The sequence below is a fragment of the Streptomyces spinosisporus genome (genome assembly GCF_022698145.1).
In the GTDB taxonomy this organism is placed as follows: domain Bacteria; phylum Actinomycetota; class Actinomycetes; order Streptomycetales; family Streptomycetaceae; genus Streptomyces; species Streptomyces spinosisporus.
The window spans coordinates 79726-94703 of sequence record NZ_JALDAX010000016.1 but is presented as its reverse complement, the minus strand read 5'-3'; the positions used below and the strand labels follow the sequence as shown (position 1 = coordinate 94703).

At 67.6% G+C, this 14978-nt stretch carries 21 protein-coding genes; 15 read left to right on the top strand and 6 right to left on the bottom strand.

The window, feature by feature from the left end; translation table 11 throughout:
• Nucleotides 1-89: 89 nt before the first annotated feature.
• Entirely contained in the window at nt 90-1541 is a 1452-nt protein-coding gene (locus tag MQN93_RS33325; RefSeq protein ID WP_242712476.1) for an ApeA N-terminal domain 1-containing protein, read from the bottom strand.
• A gap of 467 nt (nt 1542-2008) precedes the next feature.
• Here MQN93_RS33325 and MQN93_RS33320 point away from each other — a divergent pair, with 467 nt between their 5' ends.
• Nucleotides 2009-2569 (top strand): HD domain-containing protein, encoded by a 561-nt coding sequence (locus MQN93_RS33320; RefSeq protein WP_242712475.1) that lies wholly within the window; start codon nt 2009-2011, stop codon nt 2567-2569.
• Here the strand turns inward: MQN93_RS33320 and MQN93_RS33315 are convergent.
• Together MQN93_RS33315 and MQN93_RS33310 are read right to left on the bottom strand one after the other, a co-directional pair.
• Nucleotides 2557-3027, bottom strand: a complete 471-nt coding sequence (locus MQN93_RS33315) for an NUDIX hydrolase (protein ID WP_242712474.1) — start codon at nt 3025-3027, stop codon at nt 2557-2559. The genes MQN93_RS33320 and MQN93_RS33315 overlap by 13 nt on opposite strands.
• 93 nt (nt 3028-3120) lie before the next feature.
• Nucleotides 3121-3852, bottom strand: a complete 732-nt coding sequence (locus tag MQN93_RS33310) for a helix-turn-helix domain-containing protein (protein ID WP_242712473.1) — start codon at nt 3850-3852, stop codon at nt 3121-3123.
• Nucleotides 3853-4011: 159 nt separating this feature from the next.
• Here MQN93_RS33310 and MQN93_RS33305 point away from each other — a divergent pair, with 159 nt between their 5' ends.
• The 14 genes from MQN93_RS33305 to MQN93_RS33235 all read left to right on the top strand — a co-directional run bounded on the left by MQN93_RS33305 (nt 4012) and on the right by MQN93_RS33235 (nt 12672).
• On the top strand, nt 4012-4368 hold the full coding sequence (locus MQN93_RS33305) for an SCO3933 family regulatory protein (protein ID WP_242712472.1): 357 nt from the start codon (nt 4012-4014) through the stop codon (nt 4366-4368).
• Nucleotides 4369-4370: 2 nt separating this feature from the next.
• Nucleotides 4371-5726 carry an FtsK/SpoIIIE domain-containing protein gene (locus MQN93_RS33300; RefSeq protein WP_242712471.1) on the top strand — a complete coding sequence of 452 codons (1356 nt, stop codon included), beginning with the start codon at nt 4371-4373 and terminating at the stop codon, nt 5724-5726.
• An 81-nt stretch (nt 5727-5807) separates the two neighbouring features.
• Nucleotides 5808-6014: a hypothetical protein gene (locus tag MQN93_RS33295; RefSeq protein ID WP_242712470.1), complete on the top strand. Its 207-nt coding sequence runs from the start codon at nt 5808-5810 to the stop codon at nt 6012-6014.
• Between the two features lie 2 nt (nt 6015-6016).
• Nucleotides 6017-6163 carry a hypothetical protein gene (locus tag MQN93_RS33290; RefSeq protein ID WP_242712469.1) on the top strand — a complete coding sequence of 49 codons (147 nt, stop codon included), beginning with the start codon at nt 6017-6019 and terminating at the stop codon, nt 6161-6163.
• Between the two features lie 74 nt (nt 6164-6237).
• Nucleotides 6238-6906, top strand: coding sequence for a DUF2637 domain-containing protein (locus MQN93_RS33285; protein ID WP_242712468.1), 669 nt, complete (start codon nt 6238-6240; stop codon nt 6904-6906).
• 21 nt (nt 6907-6927) lie between these two features.
• The gene (locus MQN93_RS33280; RefSeq protein ID WP_242712467.1) at nt 6928-7119 is read left to right on the top strand and encodes a mobile element transfer protein; all 192 of its coding nucleotides are present in this window, start codon (nt 6928-6930) and stop codon (nt 7117-7119) included.
• 12 nt (nt 7120-7131) lie between these two features.
• Nucleotides 7132-7287, top strand: a complete 156-nt coding sequence (locus MQN93_RS33275) for a hypothetical protein (protein WP_242712466.1) — start codon at nt 7132-7134, stop codon at nt 7285-7287.
• Between the two features lie 24 nt (nt 7288-7311).
• Nucleotides 7312-7629: a SpdD-like protein gene (locus MQN93_RS33270; protein WP_242712465.1), complete on the top strand. Its 318-nt coding sequence runs from the start codon at nt 7312-7314 to the stop codon at nt 7627-7629.
• A gap of 87 nt (nt 7630-7716) precedes the next feature.
• Nucleotides 7717-7914 (top strand): hypothetical protein, encoded by a 198-nt coding sequence (locus tag MQN93_RS33265; protein WP_242712464.1) that lies wholly within the window; start codon nt 7717-7719, stop codon nt 7912-7914.
• On the top strand, nt 7911-9296 hold the full coding sequence (gene repSA, locus MQN93_RS33260) for a replication initiator protein RepSA (RefSeq protein WP_242712463.1): 1386 nt from the start codon (nt 7911-7913) through the stop codon (nt 9294-9296). The genes MQN93_RS33265 and repSA overlap by 4 nt, the downstream gene beginning before the upstream one ends.
• A 2-nt stretch (nt 9297-9298) precedes the next feature.
• Entirely contained in the window at nt 9299-9496 is a 198-nt protein-coding gene (locus tag MQN93_RS33255) for a helix-turn-helix transcriptional regulator (protein WP_242712462.1), read from the top strand.
• On the top strand, nt 9496-10758 hold the full coding sequence (locus MQN93_RS33250) for a tyrosine-type recombinase/integrase (RefSeq protein ID WP_242712461.1): 1263 nt from the start codon (nt 9496-9498) through the stop codon (nt 10756-10758). The genes MQN93_RS33255 and MQN93_RS33250 overlap by 1 nt, the downstream gene beginning before the upstream one ends.
• A 283-nt stretch (nt 10759-11041) precedes the next feature.
• Nucleotides 11042-11632: a hypothetical protein gene (locus tag MQN93_RS33245; RefSeq protein WP_242712460.1), complete on the top strand. Its 591-nt coding sequence runs from the start codon at nt 11042-11044 to the stop codon at nt 11630-11632.
• A gap of 374 nt (nt 11633-12006) precedes the next feature.
• A complete protein-coding gene (locus tag MQN93_RS33235; protein ID WP_242712459.1) occupies nt 12007-12672 on the top strand; it encodes a DUF4352 domain-containing protein in 666 nt (221 codons plus the stop codon).
• Between the two features lie 37 nt (nt 12673-12709).
• On the opposite strand, the gene MQN93_RS33230 is transcribed toward MQN93_RS33235, so the two are convergent.
• From MQN93_RS33230 to frr, 3 genes are all read right to left on the bottom strand, one after another.
• The gene (locus MQN93_RS33230) at nt 12710-13168 is read right to left on the bottom strand and encodes an SRPBCC family protein (RefSeq protein WP_242712458.1); all 459 of its coding nucleotides are present in this window, start codon (nt 13166-13168) and stop codon (nt 12710-12712) included.
• A gap of 92 nt (nt 13169-13260) precedes the next feature.
• Nucleotides 13261-14397: a phosphatidate cytidylyltransferase gene (locus MQN93_RS33225; RefSeq protein WP_016432387.1), complete on the bottom strand. Its 1137-nt coding sequence runs from the start codon at nt 14395-14397 to the stop codon at nt 13261-13263.
• The gene (gene frr, locus MQN93_RS33220; protein ID WP_037781101.1) at nt 14397-14954 is read right to left on the bottom strand and encodes a ribosome recycling factor; all 558 of its coding nucleotides are present in this window, start codon (nt 14952-14954) and stop codon (nt 14397-14399) included. Before frr ends, MQN93_RS33225 begins: the two co-directional genes overlap by 1 nt.
• Nucleotides 14955-14978 lie beyond the last annotated feature (24 nt).

Below are 14978 nucleotides of genomic sequence, written 5' to 3'. Positions count from 1 at the left end.
GGAGGGCGCTCACACGTCAGGTCTGCGAGCTGAGTAACTACCGACCTGATGAGCATACTCAACGCCTCATTATGTCCTGTGCTGGCTCATCACCGTGAAAGAGCTGACAATTCTTTCTTGAACTCACGGCTGATGTGACTGATCCTTGAGTTCATCTCAACCGCCCGCCGTTGCACCTCCTGGCTAACTCCTAGCTCTGACATCAGGACTAGACAGAGCAGCGCATAGGTGACTTCCATAAGCAGAAAAGCCTGAGAGCTCTCGTCGCTTTGAGAAGATCTTTCGTTCGCGTGCGCTAGATCATTCCTGGACTTCTTTAGAGCCGTGGCCCAATGCTCGCGATTACCTAGGAGAGTCTCGACCGCTTCATTGTCAGGTATGGATGCTAGTTCGAGCATGCGCTCGTTATAGGTAGGATTATTACGCAGACCCGTCTTGACGAAGTCAACCAGATGCTGGGGCTCGTCAGATATGACTGAAAGAATCTTATTCTTGAGCTGCTTATATTCCTGCTTGGTTAGGGGAGTGCTGGTTGAGCGGAGAGCTGCATGGATGCTTTCGGCTGCTGTAGCGACTCCTAGGAGGCGAGTTCCGACGTAGCCTCTTTCGATGTACCTAAGGCCGAACAGAATATTGCACCCCGTGCGGGCCTTCTCCTTCAAGTCGAGCCATCTGGGAATGGAGTCTTTGAAATCGATGTCGGCTAGAGTAAACAGAGAGTCAGTACCCCTGCTTCGCTTCTTCTGGCCGGGCGTCCGGTAGATCTGACGTCCGATTACCTCAACTTCTTTGGGTTCATCCTCGGATTTCATATAGGTGAGAGATCGACTTAGAGCGCCACAGGGCTCGTAAGTGCTGAGGGTGAGCAGGTCCTGCATATCCTTCTCAACCTCATCGAAGTGTTTACAAGGAACGGGATGGGGCGGGGTAAAAGTAAGTACTGCCGACTCTTTTCCCGAAAGGGATCTCTCGTTCGATATCATCTGATCTTCGTACTGAAAATCTCTCGTAAGCAGGCGCAGTGATATTTCGATGTCGTTATGCCGCGTAGTTACGGGTTCCGCTTCCACTCTATTTACCTGCTTCGATCGAGGAAGTTCCCCCTCCCTCATTTCCATAGAAAGTCGGAAGGCTGACTGGTTCGACCAGTGGAGCAGTCGCTCAAGCCGAAGATGAGCGCGAATAAATATTGGAGCGTCGAGACTTTCTAGGTGCACTCCACGTAGGGCGCGAATGGAGGACCAATCTTGCCTAGTAATGTCACCGTCGAAGAACCCAAGACCGCTGCTGTGAAGGCAGCTGTTGTCCAACAGTGTGAACCTCTCGCTCCCCGAGAGCCCATGAATTAGCGGTATGTCGCGCGTGTCGCTACTTACGGAATACCCGTTCCCGTCGGGGAGCGGTTTTCGAATAGTGATGTCGAAGCCGCCGACGAGTTCCAGCCTGACTTCGCCTTCTTCGTTGCAGCGCAAAATGCCGGGTATCTTTACTTCCGGTGTAGCAGCTTCCCACCAATATCCCCGCCAAGTGCGATCAGTCATGGAGGCAGAGTAGCGGCCTCGCAGTCACGTCGAGTGGCAGATGGTGAAATGCGCGGAAGGTAGGCCGAATAGGTCGGTGGAGCGGCTTTGGGCGGGAGCTGCCATGGGGCGAGTGATCATGGCCCCGTAAGCTTCCGGCGCGTCGGGCAGTCTGTGGACCTGCCCGTTAAAGCACGACGTTGGGGCCATGATCTTAGAGGCTCGCCCCATGGTGGCTGCCTAAAGCCGTGGAGCCGACCGCCCCAGCTACAGAGGGTGTCTCCCACTTCATGCCCGCAGCTCGCCAGCGCGCCGCCGGGCGCGGCCAGCCGGGGCGAAGACAGGAGGCAGGCCGCGCCGCAGAGGCGGCGCGCGCCCGCGCCGTGCGCGGGCCTTGATGAACGTAGGGAAACTTCCACCGCGCCGTGATCCGGAGGGTCCGGCTTCGGACTGTCGGCCATCCTCACGACTCGGCTACCGTGCCATTCATGCCTTCTGCACTGGACACGCCCCAGGGCGCTGCCGAACTCGCGGAGTCTCTGTTGCCCCCGCTCGGGAACCGTTGGCTGCACACTCAGGCCGTCGCGGTCCGGGCGCGCGAGCTGTCTGCGGCTGTGTCCGAGGAAGACAGGGATCTTCTTGTCGCGGCGGCCTGGCTGCACGACATCGGCTACGCCACGGAGCTGCGCGAGACGGGGTTCCATCCGCTCGACGGTGCTCGTCATCTCGACCGGCTCGACGCACCCCCGCGACTCGTGCAGCTCGTCGCCCATCACTCCGGAGCCGTCTACGAGGCAGAGCAACGCGGGCTCACGTCCGAGCTGGCCGTGTACGAGCGTGAGGAGTCTCCGCTCTCCGATGCCCTCATCTGCGCCGACATGACGACTGGTCCGGCGGGCCAGTCCTTCACCTTCGATCAGCGCATAGACGAGATCTTGCAGCGGTACGAGCCGGGCAGTGAGGTTCACAGTGCCATCAGCAAGGCCCGGCCGTACCTCGGGGCCGCTGTCGAGCGGACGCTTGCCCGCCTCGCTGATCAGCCGATGTAAGGCTTCGCCCGGTTCTCCAGGCCGTGATCGATCCGCATCCGCATGGACGGATGGATGTTCAACTCGTCCAGCCTGCTCGGAGCGACGAAGGCAACTTCCTTGCTCTCGCTGCTCGTTCGAAGCCCTCCGCCAACGATGCGCGCCGTGAAGCAGATCGAGAACTGTTGGCGTACCTCTCCGTCGTCGTACGCCATGACGTGCGCGGGGTTGGTGTAGAGGCCGATGAGGCCGGTCACCTCGACGTCGAATCCGGTCTCTTCCTTGGTCTCGCGTACGGCCGCGTCGGCGACCGACTCGCCAACGTCGACACCGCCGCCGGGTAGCGCCCACAGGTCGTTGTCCGTCTTGTGGATCAGCAGGACTTCCCCGGCTTCATTGAGCGCTACAGCCGTGACTGACGGCACGATGCTGTTCGCCTTCGGGGCGTTCGGGTCATTGAAGTAGTCGACTCGGGCCATACCTCCAGCCTCGCATGACCTGTCGCCGAACCGACTCGGCTGGGGACCGGGTGCCGGTTCCGCCGGCGCCCGCAGCCCCGGCTCCCGAGGAACTTACGCGGCGCGACCGCGCTCCCACGCGTAGTCGAAGCTGCGCATGTAGTGCCGGAAGGTTCGGGCACCGGGGAGGTAGCGGAAGTGCAGTGCCGGATTCTGTCCGGCGGGTGCTCCGAGAACGTGCGGGTTCACCAAGATGTCGTCGTCGAACCGGTAGATCGAGTTGTAGAGGATTGTGTCGTGCAACCTGATCTCGACGCCGGGTGTCTTCGCCGCTGGTTCGAGGTAGCGCCGGGTGATTCGCGCCCGCGCGGCTAGATCGTCACCGATCCCTTCCTCTTCGCCGCGTAGACGGACCATCTCTGAGTCAGGGTCGCCCAACAGGATGCGGATCTGCCCGCCAGCCTTCGCCTTCTCGGTCAGCTGCTGTGGAAGGTCGGGGAAGCCGTCGAAGAGGAACGTGCCGCCATACACCAGGATGTCGATCTGGTCGTTCGCCTTGTCGATCAGCGATGACCACAACGAGGTTGGGACCGCGCCGCGGTGCGGGTAGTACGTGATCAGTTCGGATGAGCTTGCGGCCTCGGCCTGCTTCTCGACGGTGGGCCAGATGTAGACCTCATCGACGCCGAGGAAGCTTGCGGCCTTCCAGCGGTGGCCCCGGTGCGGCGTCCGGTCGGTCGTGATCCAGCGCTCCACGCTCTTCGGGTCGACCCCGACGTGTTGAGCTACGGACTGGATGGTCTCGTCCTTCGCTGAAATCGCCGCGCGCAGACGCTCGTTCGCCATGGCGTGCCCTCTCGTGGGACGTCTCAGGGACGTTTTGACGATAGCTCAGACGTCCCCAAACGTCCATACGGACCGTGATACGTCCACCACTTGTCGCGGTCTCCTGATCTCACCGCCGAAACGGCGGATCAACTCCCCATCAGATCAGGAGCACAGACGATGCGTCAGATCCCTGTCGACACCACCACCGCGACCGTGATGGTCGCCAAGAACCCGCAGCCCAAGGTCAAGGATCGCCGTACCGGCGAGATCGCCACCGACGCCGAGACCGGTGCGAAGCTCATGACGGTCGACGTGATGTTCGCGGCGAACGACGAGGTCGAGATCCTGTCCGTCGCCGTCCCCGAGCCGGGTATCTCCGGCGAGCTGGCCATGGGCACCCCGGTGGCCCTTACGGGTCTGATCGCCCGGCCGTGGGAGAACGAGTTCAACGGCCAGAAGCGGCACGGCATCGCCTTCCGCGCGGTCGCGGTCACCTCGCTGGTCGAGACTGCCGCGAAGTCGAAGGCAGCCTGATCATGACCTGGTTCATGGTCGCGCTGGTGGTGGTTGTCGCTGCTGCGGGTCTCCTGCGGTGGCGGCGCCCCGCCTGGTACTGGCTCACCTTCGGCGCATCCCTGGCGATGCTGCGGGTCCTGGTCCGCTACGGCTCCGTCATGGACGCCTGCGGGCTCACCGTCCCGCCCTCCCGCTGGCGCCTGGCCGTGGCCCGGGCCACCAACCGGCCCGTTCCCGGCCCCCGCGCCCCGCGCATCCTGCGGATACGCCCGACTCGCACCGGCCTGGTACTCCGGCTGGGACTTCGGCCCGGTCAGGACGCCTTCGACGTCGCCGCCTCCTGCGACCGGCTGCGCCACTCGTTCGCGATGTACGGCGTCACGTCCCGCGAACTGCGCTCCGGCGTGGTCGAGGTCCGCATGACCGGCTACGACGTGCTCAAGCGGGTGCAGATGCCCGCCAGCACCGACGCCGGGCCGATGCGGGTGCCGGTCGCCCTGCGCGAGGACGGCTCGGTCCACTACCGCGACTATCGGGCCGTTCCGCACGCGCTCACCCTCGGCGCCACCGAGTCGGGCAAGTCCGTCTACCAGCGCAACCTGGTCGCGGGACTCGCACCGCTGGATGTCGCCCTGGTCGGCATCGACTGCAAACAGGGCGTGGAGCTGTTCCCGCTGGCCCGCCGGTTCTCCGCGCTCGCCGACAACCCGGACGCCGCCGCCGATCTCCTCGACGCGCTCGTCGCGCACATGGAGGACGTGTACCAGCTGATCCGTGCCGAGCAGCGGATCACCGCTGACGTACCGGATGCGGAGATCGCCGCCGACATCTGGAGCCTGCCCGCCAAGCTGCGGCCGGTGCCGGTCGTGGTCTTGGTCGACGAGGTCGCCGAACTCGCCCTGTATGCCTCCAAGGAGGAGGAGAAGCGCCGGGACCGGATCATCACCGCGCTCGCCCGGCTCGCCCAACTCGGCCGCGCCGCGGGCATCTACCTGGAGATCTGCGGGCAGCGCTTCGGCTCCGAACTCGGCAAGGGCATCACGATGCTCCGCGCCCAGCTCACCGGCCGCACCGCACACCGCGTCAACGACGAGTCCAGCGCCAACATGGCCTTCGGCGACATCGCCCCGGACGCCGTCCTGGCCGCGATCCAGATCCCCACCGACATGCCCGGCGTCGCCATCACCGGCGACTCGACCGGCGGCTGGGCCCGCATCCGTGCCCCGCACACCTCCCTGCGCCAGGCCGTCAACACCTGCAACCGGCACGCCAACCGCACCCCGGACCTGCCCGCTCTGGCCCCGTTCCGGCCCGTGCTCGGCATCCCGGCTCCGGCCGACGCACCGGCTGTTGAGTCCATCCCGGCCACTGCCTGACCCACCCCCGTTCCACCGGTCGGCGCGACCGCCTTCGCGTCAGGTCCCTACCCGAGCCATGCCTCAAGGAGATCGCCCGCCATGTGCCCCAACTGCGAGGACTTCGCCCGCACCGTGGTGATGCTCGGCCAACTCGCCCTCTACGCCGACACGTTCGGCACCGACCAGGACTTCGTCGACACCGTCGGCCCGTGCCTGGCCGCATCGCTGCCGGAGCCGCCGCCCGGCACCTTCCCGCCCGGCTACGACCCCACCGAGGGCCCCGAGTACCCCGGCGAGGGGTGGTGACCGTGGGCGACGTCATCCACTTCCCCCAGCCCGCCCCGGCCCCGGGCCCGGCCGATCCGCTGGAGTCCGCCCTGCTGTCCGCCTGGAACAACTCGCCGGAGGTCATGGACGACTACGGCGACGAGGGCCCCGACGACACCGACGACTGAACCCGCCGGACTGAGGCGGCTAGAGACCGCTCCCCGCCCCAGTCCTGGCTCAACTCGCCGAAGGAGGTGAGGACATGACCCGCTCGATCCGCCCGGACGCCGTCCTCGTACAGGCCGTCATTGCCGGGGCCCTGTCCTTCGCCCACCTGCACGACCTCGCCGACGCAGCCGGACAGACTGGCTGGAAAGCCTGGGCCTACCCCATCTCGGTTGACCTGCTGCTGGTCGCCGCCTGGCGTCGACTGCGCTCCGGTGAGCCGTCCCGGCTGGCCTGGTGGTGGTTCCTGGTGGCTCTGGTGGCCTCGCTCGGCGCGAACGTCGCCACCGCCGGTTTCCTCGATCTGGACCAGCCGCCCGCCCTGCTCCGCCTCGGCGTCGCCGGGTGGCCCGCCGTCGCCTTCCTCGGCGGCACCCTCCTCGCCCATTCGCCGTCACCCGCTCCGGCCGGGGACCGGGTGCCGGTTCCGCCGGCGCCCGCAGCCCCGGCCCCCGCACCCGACAACGAGCCCGAACCCACTCCCGCCCCGGAGCCGGTCCCGGCCACCGACGACACCCCGGCCCTGCCCGCCGCCGACCCCGTTCCCGCGGTGCCGATCGTCCCGGCCGCCCTGGTCGACCACGCCCGCAAGGTTGCCGCCGACCACGAGACCCGCACCGGCACCCGGATCGACACCGACACCCTGCGCGCCCGGCTCGGCGTCCCGTCCCACCTGGCCGACGCCATCGCCGCCCAACTCGCCTGACCCGAAGGGAGAACCACCGTTATGCCTGCCCGCGACTTCTTCCACTCCGTGATGAGCATCGGCCCGGTGCAGATCGGCACCCACCGCGACCGCCGTGGCCAGACCCGACACGCGGCTGTGTGTACCGCCGACAACTGCGGTTGGTCCGCCGACTACACCAGCCAGTCGGCCGCCCAGCTCGCCGCCCGCACCCACCGCTGCAAGGTCCGCTAGGAGGCCACCGCCATGGACGTCCCGCTCTGGTTCGCCCTGCTCGTCGTCGGCTACCTCGGCGTCAAACTCATCCGGCCGCCCGCCTGGCTCATCGCCGTGCTCCTGCTCGGCGGCTTCCTCCTCGCCGACAGCGTCCTCGCCCCCGCCATCGACAGCTTCGTCAAGTAACCCACTGCAGAAGGGAGTTCATCGATGCTTCGCCCGAAGATCCCGACCATGCCGACCCCGACCGGCGTCATCACCCCGCCCGCCGTTGTCGAGCCGACCACCGTCATCCCAAGCACCGCGACCCCGCCGCCCGCTCCTGCGGCTCCGGGGGTGTCCCGGCCGGTCGCCCAGCTCACCCCGGGCACCGTGCTCGCCCTCGTCGGCGGCGGCACCGCCGTGGTCCTCATCGTCGGCGCCGTGCTCGTCTCGCTGCTACTCGCGGTTGCCATCACCGGCCTGTCCGTGGCCGTGGTCGCGGTCGTCCTGCGCTCCCTGCTCGCCTCCGAGACCCGGCGACGCTGACCGGCCCCCGGGCGGCCTCAACCGCCAAGTCTCCGCCGCCCGGGCGCCGCCCCACTCCGAACCAACGATCCGGAAGGAACCTCCATCATGACCGGCCCGACCCCGGCCACCCCCATCAGCGTGCGGATCTGCCCGAACTGCGACGGCTTCGCCTCCGCCGCAATATCGTCCGGCCCCCGCGACGCCCACGGGCACCTGCCCACACTCACCGTCGACTGCCCGGTCTGCGACGGCCACGGCACCGTCCTCGCCCCCGCCGCCCAGCTCACCGGGGGCCGCGCATGACCGACACCGCGACCTTCGCGGGCCTGGACCCGATCACCCTCGGCGACGCACTGCGGGTGGCCGGGTCCGACCGCTTCGACCGCTGGCAGGACCAGATCCGCCGCACCGGCGGCTGCGCCGACCCCATCCACCTCACCGGCTGGGTCCTGCACAAGGACAAGACCACCGGCGAACTGCTGCACCACTACAGCACCGAGACTGAGCCCGGCGGACGCCTCCGCATCGCCTGCGGCAACCGCCGCGCCTCCCGCTGCCCAGCCTGCGCCTGGACCTACGCCGGAGACACCTACCACCTCATGCGCGCCGGATTGGCCGGAGACCAGGGCAAGGACATCCCGGCCACCGTCCGCGACCACCCCCGGGTGTTCGCCACCCTCACCGCCCCCTCGTTCGGCCCGGTCCACAACCGGCCCGACCGAGCCGCCTGCCGCTGCGGGGCACGCCACCGCGAGGACGATCCCGCCCTCGGCACCGCCCTCGACCCGGCGACCTACGACTACGCGGGCGCCGTGCTGTTCAACAACCACGCGGGCGAGCTGTGGGTGCGCTTCACCAACCGGCTCCGCCGCGAGATCGCCAAGCGCGCCGGACTCACCCAACGCGAACTGAAAGAACTCTGCCGGGTCTCCTACGGCAAGGTCGCCGAGTTCCAAAAGCGCGGCGCCGTCCACTTCCACGCCGTGATCCGCCTCGACGGCCCGGACGGCCCCGACTCGCCGCCGCCCGCCTGGGCCAGCACCACCCTGCTCACCGCGGCCATCCGCGCCGCCGCCAAGCACCCGTACACCAGCGTCAGCGTCCCTGCCGCGGGCGACCAACCGGCCCGCACCTTCCGCTGGGGCAAACAGCTCGACGTCCGCCCCGTCAAGGCCTTCGGAGACGGCTCCGACCTCACCGAACAGGCCGTCGCCTCCTACGTCGCCAAGTACGCCACCAAGGCCGCCGAGAACACCGGCACCCTCGACCGCCGGATCGGCGAACTCGCCGAACTCGACCGCCACGGCGTCCCCGACCACGCCCGCCGCCTGATCACCGCCTGTCGCGACCTCGACCCGCTGTACCCGGACCGGCGGCTGTGGGCCTGGGCGCACATGCTCGGCTTCCGCGGCCACTTCTCCTCCAAGTCCCGCCGCTACTCGACCACCCTTGGCGCCCTGCGCCAGGCCCGCGCCGACTACCGCGCCACCCAGGAACGCGAAGCCCTCGGCCTCGACGGCATCGAGCCGGACACCGTCCTCGTCCTGGCCGACTGGCAGTACGCCGGACACGGCCACACCCCCGGCGAATCCGCCCTCGCCGCCACCATCCGCCGGCATATCGAGCTCAACCGCGAAACCGCCCGCGAGGAACTGCGCACGCAGCCCATCGAAAGGGAGTGGTGACCATGGCATCAGAGCTGCCGAACCGCTTCCTGACCCCTGACGACCTGGTGGAGATGTTCGAACTCCCCAGCGTCGAAACGGTCTACCAGTGGCGCCGCAAGCACACCGGCCCTCGCGGCTTCCGCGTCGGCCGTCATCTGCGCTTCGACCCGAACGACGTGCGGGCCTGGGTGGACTCCCAACTTGGGGAGGCCGCCTGATGGCCGGACACATCCAAGACCGCTGGTACAGGACCGAGTCCGGCCCGGACGGCAAGCCAGTCAGGGTCAAGACAGAGCGCCACGGCACGGGCCTGCGCTACCGGGCCCGATACATCGGCCCCGACGGCACGGAGAAGTCGAAGAGCTTCCCGGACCGACAGAAGCGTCTCGCGGAACAATGGCTTATCGACATCGCGTCGGACATGTCGCGCGGTCAGTACATCGACCCCCGGGCCGCTCGAATCACCTTCAAGAGCTACGCCGAGAAGTGGCTCAAGACGCACGGCATCGACCCCGCCAGTCAAGTTGTGGTCGAACAGAGGCTCCGCCTACACGCGTTCCGATTGATCGGCTCGCGGCCCCTGGACTCATTTCGTCCAGAGCACATCCGCGGCCTGGTGGGTGCGCTGGAGCGGGACCCTGCCGTGAGCGGTGGGTACGCGCGGAACATCTACGGCGACGTACGAGCCGTACTCAGCGCCGCCGTTGACGACGGGCTGTTGCCACGGAACCCGTGCTCCGCAAAGTCGGTCCGCCCGCCGGCGTCTCAGCCACGCCGGGTTGTGCCCTGGTCGCCCGCTCAGGTTCAGGCTGTCCGTGCCGCGCTCCCCGAGCGGTATCGGTCCATGGTCGACATGGGGGCAGGATGCGGGCTGCGGCAGGGTGAGATCGTCGGTCTCGCTGAGGACGCGGTCGACTTCGAGGGCGGCACCGTGCGCGTCGTCCGCCAGGTGAAGCTCATCAGAGGGAAGGCCGTGTTCGCCCCACCCAAGTGCAACAAGGAAAGGGACGTGCCACTGCCCTCATCGGTGGCTCAAGCCCTTCGCACCCACATGGACGCGTACAAGCCGCTTGAGATCACCTTGCCGTGGCGCAAGCCGGACGGCCCGAAGGTGTCGGCCCGCCTGCTGTTCACGAACACCGCGAGCGGGCTCGTCTGGCGCAGCAACTTCAACATCCAGGAGTGGAAGCCCGCGCTCGCGGCGGCCGGACTGATCGCGGAAGCGGACGAAGACGGCAAGTACGAGTCGGCCCGAGAACACGGCATGCATGCCCTGAGGCACTTCTACGCGTCGGTCCTGCTGGACGCCGGGGAGAGCATCAAGGCCGTGAGCGAGTACCTGGGGCACTCCGACCCCGGGCTGACGCTCCGGGTGTACGCCCATCTGATGCCGTCGAGTCAGGAGCGTACGAGGAAAGCCGTGGACCGGGTGCTATTGCCCGGCCCTCCTGAGCCGGACGGCCCAGAGACGGCCCAGTGACCCACACCAGGCCCCCTATCCGCGCCTAACGCGCTGGTAGGGGGCTTATTGCTGCCCAACTGCTGCCAGTTCTCCGGGATTTGGCATGGCTGTACCAGTGTCGCAGATCGAGTGGGGTGACCTGGGGCGGCGGGATGGGACGCCTGTCACTGGTGGTCGCCGTCTGTCGCGGCTGAGCGATCTCGGACGGCCCGACGGTGGAGCAGTACCTCGCCGCTGCAATGCAACTGCTGCACAGGGCTGGGCAGTTGTGCAGCTGGGAGCCGTCCGGCAGCATGTCACCGTGGATCAAGGCCTGGCTGCAGTCCTCGGAGCCGGTGTCGGCGTGGTGGGCACGTTGGGCACCGCCTGCGTCACCTATCTGGCGACACGGCACCAGGCAAAAGATCAAGAACGCGTCGAGCACGGGCAATGGCTGCGCCAGCAGCGTCAGCGCGCTTACGAGGACTTCCTGGTTGCTTACGATCGTTTCGCGGGAGCCGCCACAGCCATGGAGGACGCGCTGCAGGTCCGGCGCACCGAAGGGCTTGAGGAGCTCGCGGTGAACCTCAAGGATGCGATCGAGGATTTCGGCAGTGCCCGCGTTCGAGTCGCGGTGGCCGGGCCACACTTCGCTTCGCAGAGCGCCGGCCGGATCGCCATCCTCTTCCAAGACGTTCGTCGACTCCTTCTGGCGTGGCGCGATGCGCAGACAGCCGGGGACGATACGACGGAAGTGAGCACCCAACTGCAGGACAGCCGGGGAAAGACTCAGCTCGCTTACCGGGACTTCGTGCGCGACGCCCGCACAGTTCTGGAATCGCCTGCACCCGCGGCGGGTGGCACGTCCAGGTGGCGGGGAGCGCGGTCGGAGAACAGCGATCGTGAACCGTGAGTAGTGGTGCGGCACGGTGAGGATCGGCTGACGAGGGTCGTCACGATCAAGGTGTGACCGTCCGGTCCGAGGAACCTCGCCCCCGCACGGCTCCGAGATCGCAGCCTGCCCCACCTCCACGCCAGGCGCCTGGGTACGACGCGGTCCATGTCGCCGTGGAGCAGGAGGACGGGTACGGCGATCTGCCGGGGGTCGAAGCCCCACGGTGAGACGTAGGCCAGATCATCGTCGGCGCCGGCCACATCTCGGTCCTCAACGACGCCGCCACCACACCGTTCATCACGATTGGGTGAATCCAGCCGATGTGAGGCAACCACACATGGCATCCACAAGTCGCACACTTCGCATTCACCACAGCACGTCCAGGGGAGACCATGAGTAACCCGCAGTACCCGCAGCAGCAGCCCGGATACGGCTACCCGCAGCAGCCCGGACAGCAGCCCTACGGCCAGCAGCCGTACGGACAGCCCCCGTTCCCGCAGCCCCAGCCGCCGAAGAAGCGCAGCACCGGGAAGATCGTCGGCCTCGGGTGCCTCGGGATCGTCGCCCTGTTCGTCCTGATCGGCATCATCGCCGCCGTCGCCGGAGGTGGCGGAGACAGCGACTCCGCGTCAAGCAGCTCCAGCGACACGCCCGCGGCCTCCGCGCCGAAGGACGACAAGGAGGCCGCCGACGACGAGAAGAAGAACGAGGAGGACCCGAAGCCCGCCCCGGCCCCGGTCAAGGTCACGGCCAAGAAGACCGGCTTCTCGAAGAGCATTCTGGCCCAGGACCGCAATTACACCAGCGTCCTGGTCACCGTCACGAACAACAGCGACGACAAGGTCGACGTGAACCCCCTGTACTTCACCGTCACCGACACGGGCGGCACCAAGCACACCGCCGAACTCGGCGTCGACGAGAAGCAGATCGACACCGTGGACCTGGCGCCCGGCGAGAACATCACCGGCACCATCACGGGCAAGGGCACCTTCACGCCCAAGTACGTGACCTACACGGACGGCCTGCTCGGCGACTCGCTGCGCGCCGACGTGAAGTGACCGAAGCCTCGAAGGCCCGCCACCGCGCGGGCCTTCGTCAGGCCCGGAGCTTGCCGTGAATCTGCAGCCTCTCCTTGAGCAACTGCTCGTTCCGAGGCAGTTCCTTCCGCACCTGGGGGCGTACGACAAGCGGTACCAGGAGTTTGCCGATGCCGTGGCCCTCGAAGTCGAGGTCCAGGGTCACGCGGGTGCGGCGGCCGTCGTCGAGCGGCTCTACCGCTCCGTGGAAGTACCCCCTGACCGGGCCGTCGATGCCGCGCAGACTCCAGCTGTGCGGTGGGTCGTACTCGGTGAACTCCATGGTCATCGGCATCTCGCGGTTCCCGACCCGGCGCATGACGCGGACCCGGGAGCCGGGGTGCGGCGGATCTTCGTCGAGCTGCTCAGCGGAGACCGCGCTCAGCTGCCACTCCGGCAGATGCGAGGGATCGACGACGTACGACCAGACGTCCTGTGGGGCACGGTCGACATCGATCTCTCCGTGGAAGGCGGACATGACGCCCTCCTTTCGAAACGACCCCGCTTACACCGGAATCGTCCCACTCGGCCGACGGCGCCGCCATCGCCGGAGTGGGACCACCCGTGTCGTCAGCCGGACCCCACGAACAGGACCAGCAGCAGCCACACCACCGGCGCCGTCGGCAGCAGCGAGTCCAGCCGGTCCATGATGCCGCCGTGGCCGGGCAGCAGCGTGCCCATGTCCTTGATGCCCAGGTCCCGCTTGATCATCGACTCGCCGAGATCGCCCAGCGTGGCGCTGCCCGCGACCGCGAGGCCGAGAACCAGACCCTGCCACCAGGCGCCGTCGTCGATCAGGAACTGCATGCACAGCGCGCCCGCGACCATCGCGAAGCTGACCGCGCCGACCAGTCCTTCCCGGGTCTTGCCGGGGCTGATGCGCGGAGCCAGCTTGTGCTTGCCGAAGCGCCAGCCGACGGCGTACGCGCCCGTGTCGCTGACCACCGTCAGGAGCAGGAAGGTCAGCACCCGCCACGGGCCGTCGTCGGCGGTCAGCATGAGCGCCACGAAGGTGGCCAGGAACGGTACGTAGAACGCCGCGAAGACGCCTGCCGTGACGTCCTTGAGGTAGCCCTCCGGCGGCTCCGTCATGCGCCATACGAGCACGGCCAGCGCCGTGAGCGCCATGGCGACCCAGGCGCCCTCGGCGCCCCGGACGTACCCCGCGACGACCATCGCGGCGCCACCGAGCGCCAGCGGGACCAGTGGCGCCTTGATGCCCTTACGCTCCTGGAGCCGGCTGGTCAGCTCCCACAGGCCCACGACCACGGCGACGGCGATCACGCCGACGAAGACGGCCTTGACGACGAACAGGGACGCGATGATCACCACGCCGAGCCCGACGCCGACCCCTATGGCCGCACCCAGGTCGCGCCCCGCGCTCTTCTTCTGCGGCGGGGGCGCCGGCTGCGGGGCGTCGGGCATGGGCTCCGGATTCTGCTGCACCGCCCCGGGGGGCGGCGCCTGCGGCGTCTCGTCGCGGAACAAGGGGCCACTCAGCCGAGCAGCCCCCCGGTCGTCATCCTGGTCACCGCCGTACGCGGGTCCCTCGGGCACGATGGGCATGGGGCGAGTGTGCTGCGCCTTGGGCGCATCGTACGCGGGACCCGCCGGGGCAGCCCCCTGGACAGGTCCCTGGTCCGTCGGCCCCCAGTACCCGGCCTGCGGTCCGGTGTGCGGCGGCGCTCCCCAGGAAGATTCGTTCATCAGACCTCGAGCAGCTCCGCTTCCTTGTGCTTCAGGAGCTCGTCCACCTGGGCAACGTACTTGTGCGTGGTGTCGTCGAGTTCCTTCTCGGCACGGCGGCCCTCGTCCTCGCCCGTCTCGCCGTCCTTGATGAGCTTGTCGATCGCGTCCTTGGCCTTGCGGCGCACGGAGCGGATCGACACGCGCGCGTCCTCGGCCTTGCCCTTGGCGACCTTGATGTAGTCCCGGCGACGCTCCTCGGTGAGCTCCGGGAACACCACTCGGATGATGTTGCCGTCGTTGCTCGGGTTGACGCCCAGGTCGGAGTCGCGGATCGCCTGCTCGATGTTGCGCAGCGCGCTCTTGTCGAACGGGGTCACGACCGCCATGCGCGGCTCCGGCACGGAGAACGAGGCCAGCTGGTTGATCGGCGTCGGCGCACCGTAGTAGTCGGCCACGATCTTGTTGAACATCGCCGGGTGCGCACGACCGGTACGGATCGCGGCGAAGTCCTCCTTGGCGACCACGACGGCCTTCTCCATCTTCTCCTCGGCCTCGAGGAGGGTCTCTTCGATCACCACTTGCTCCTGCGTGTCTTGAGT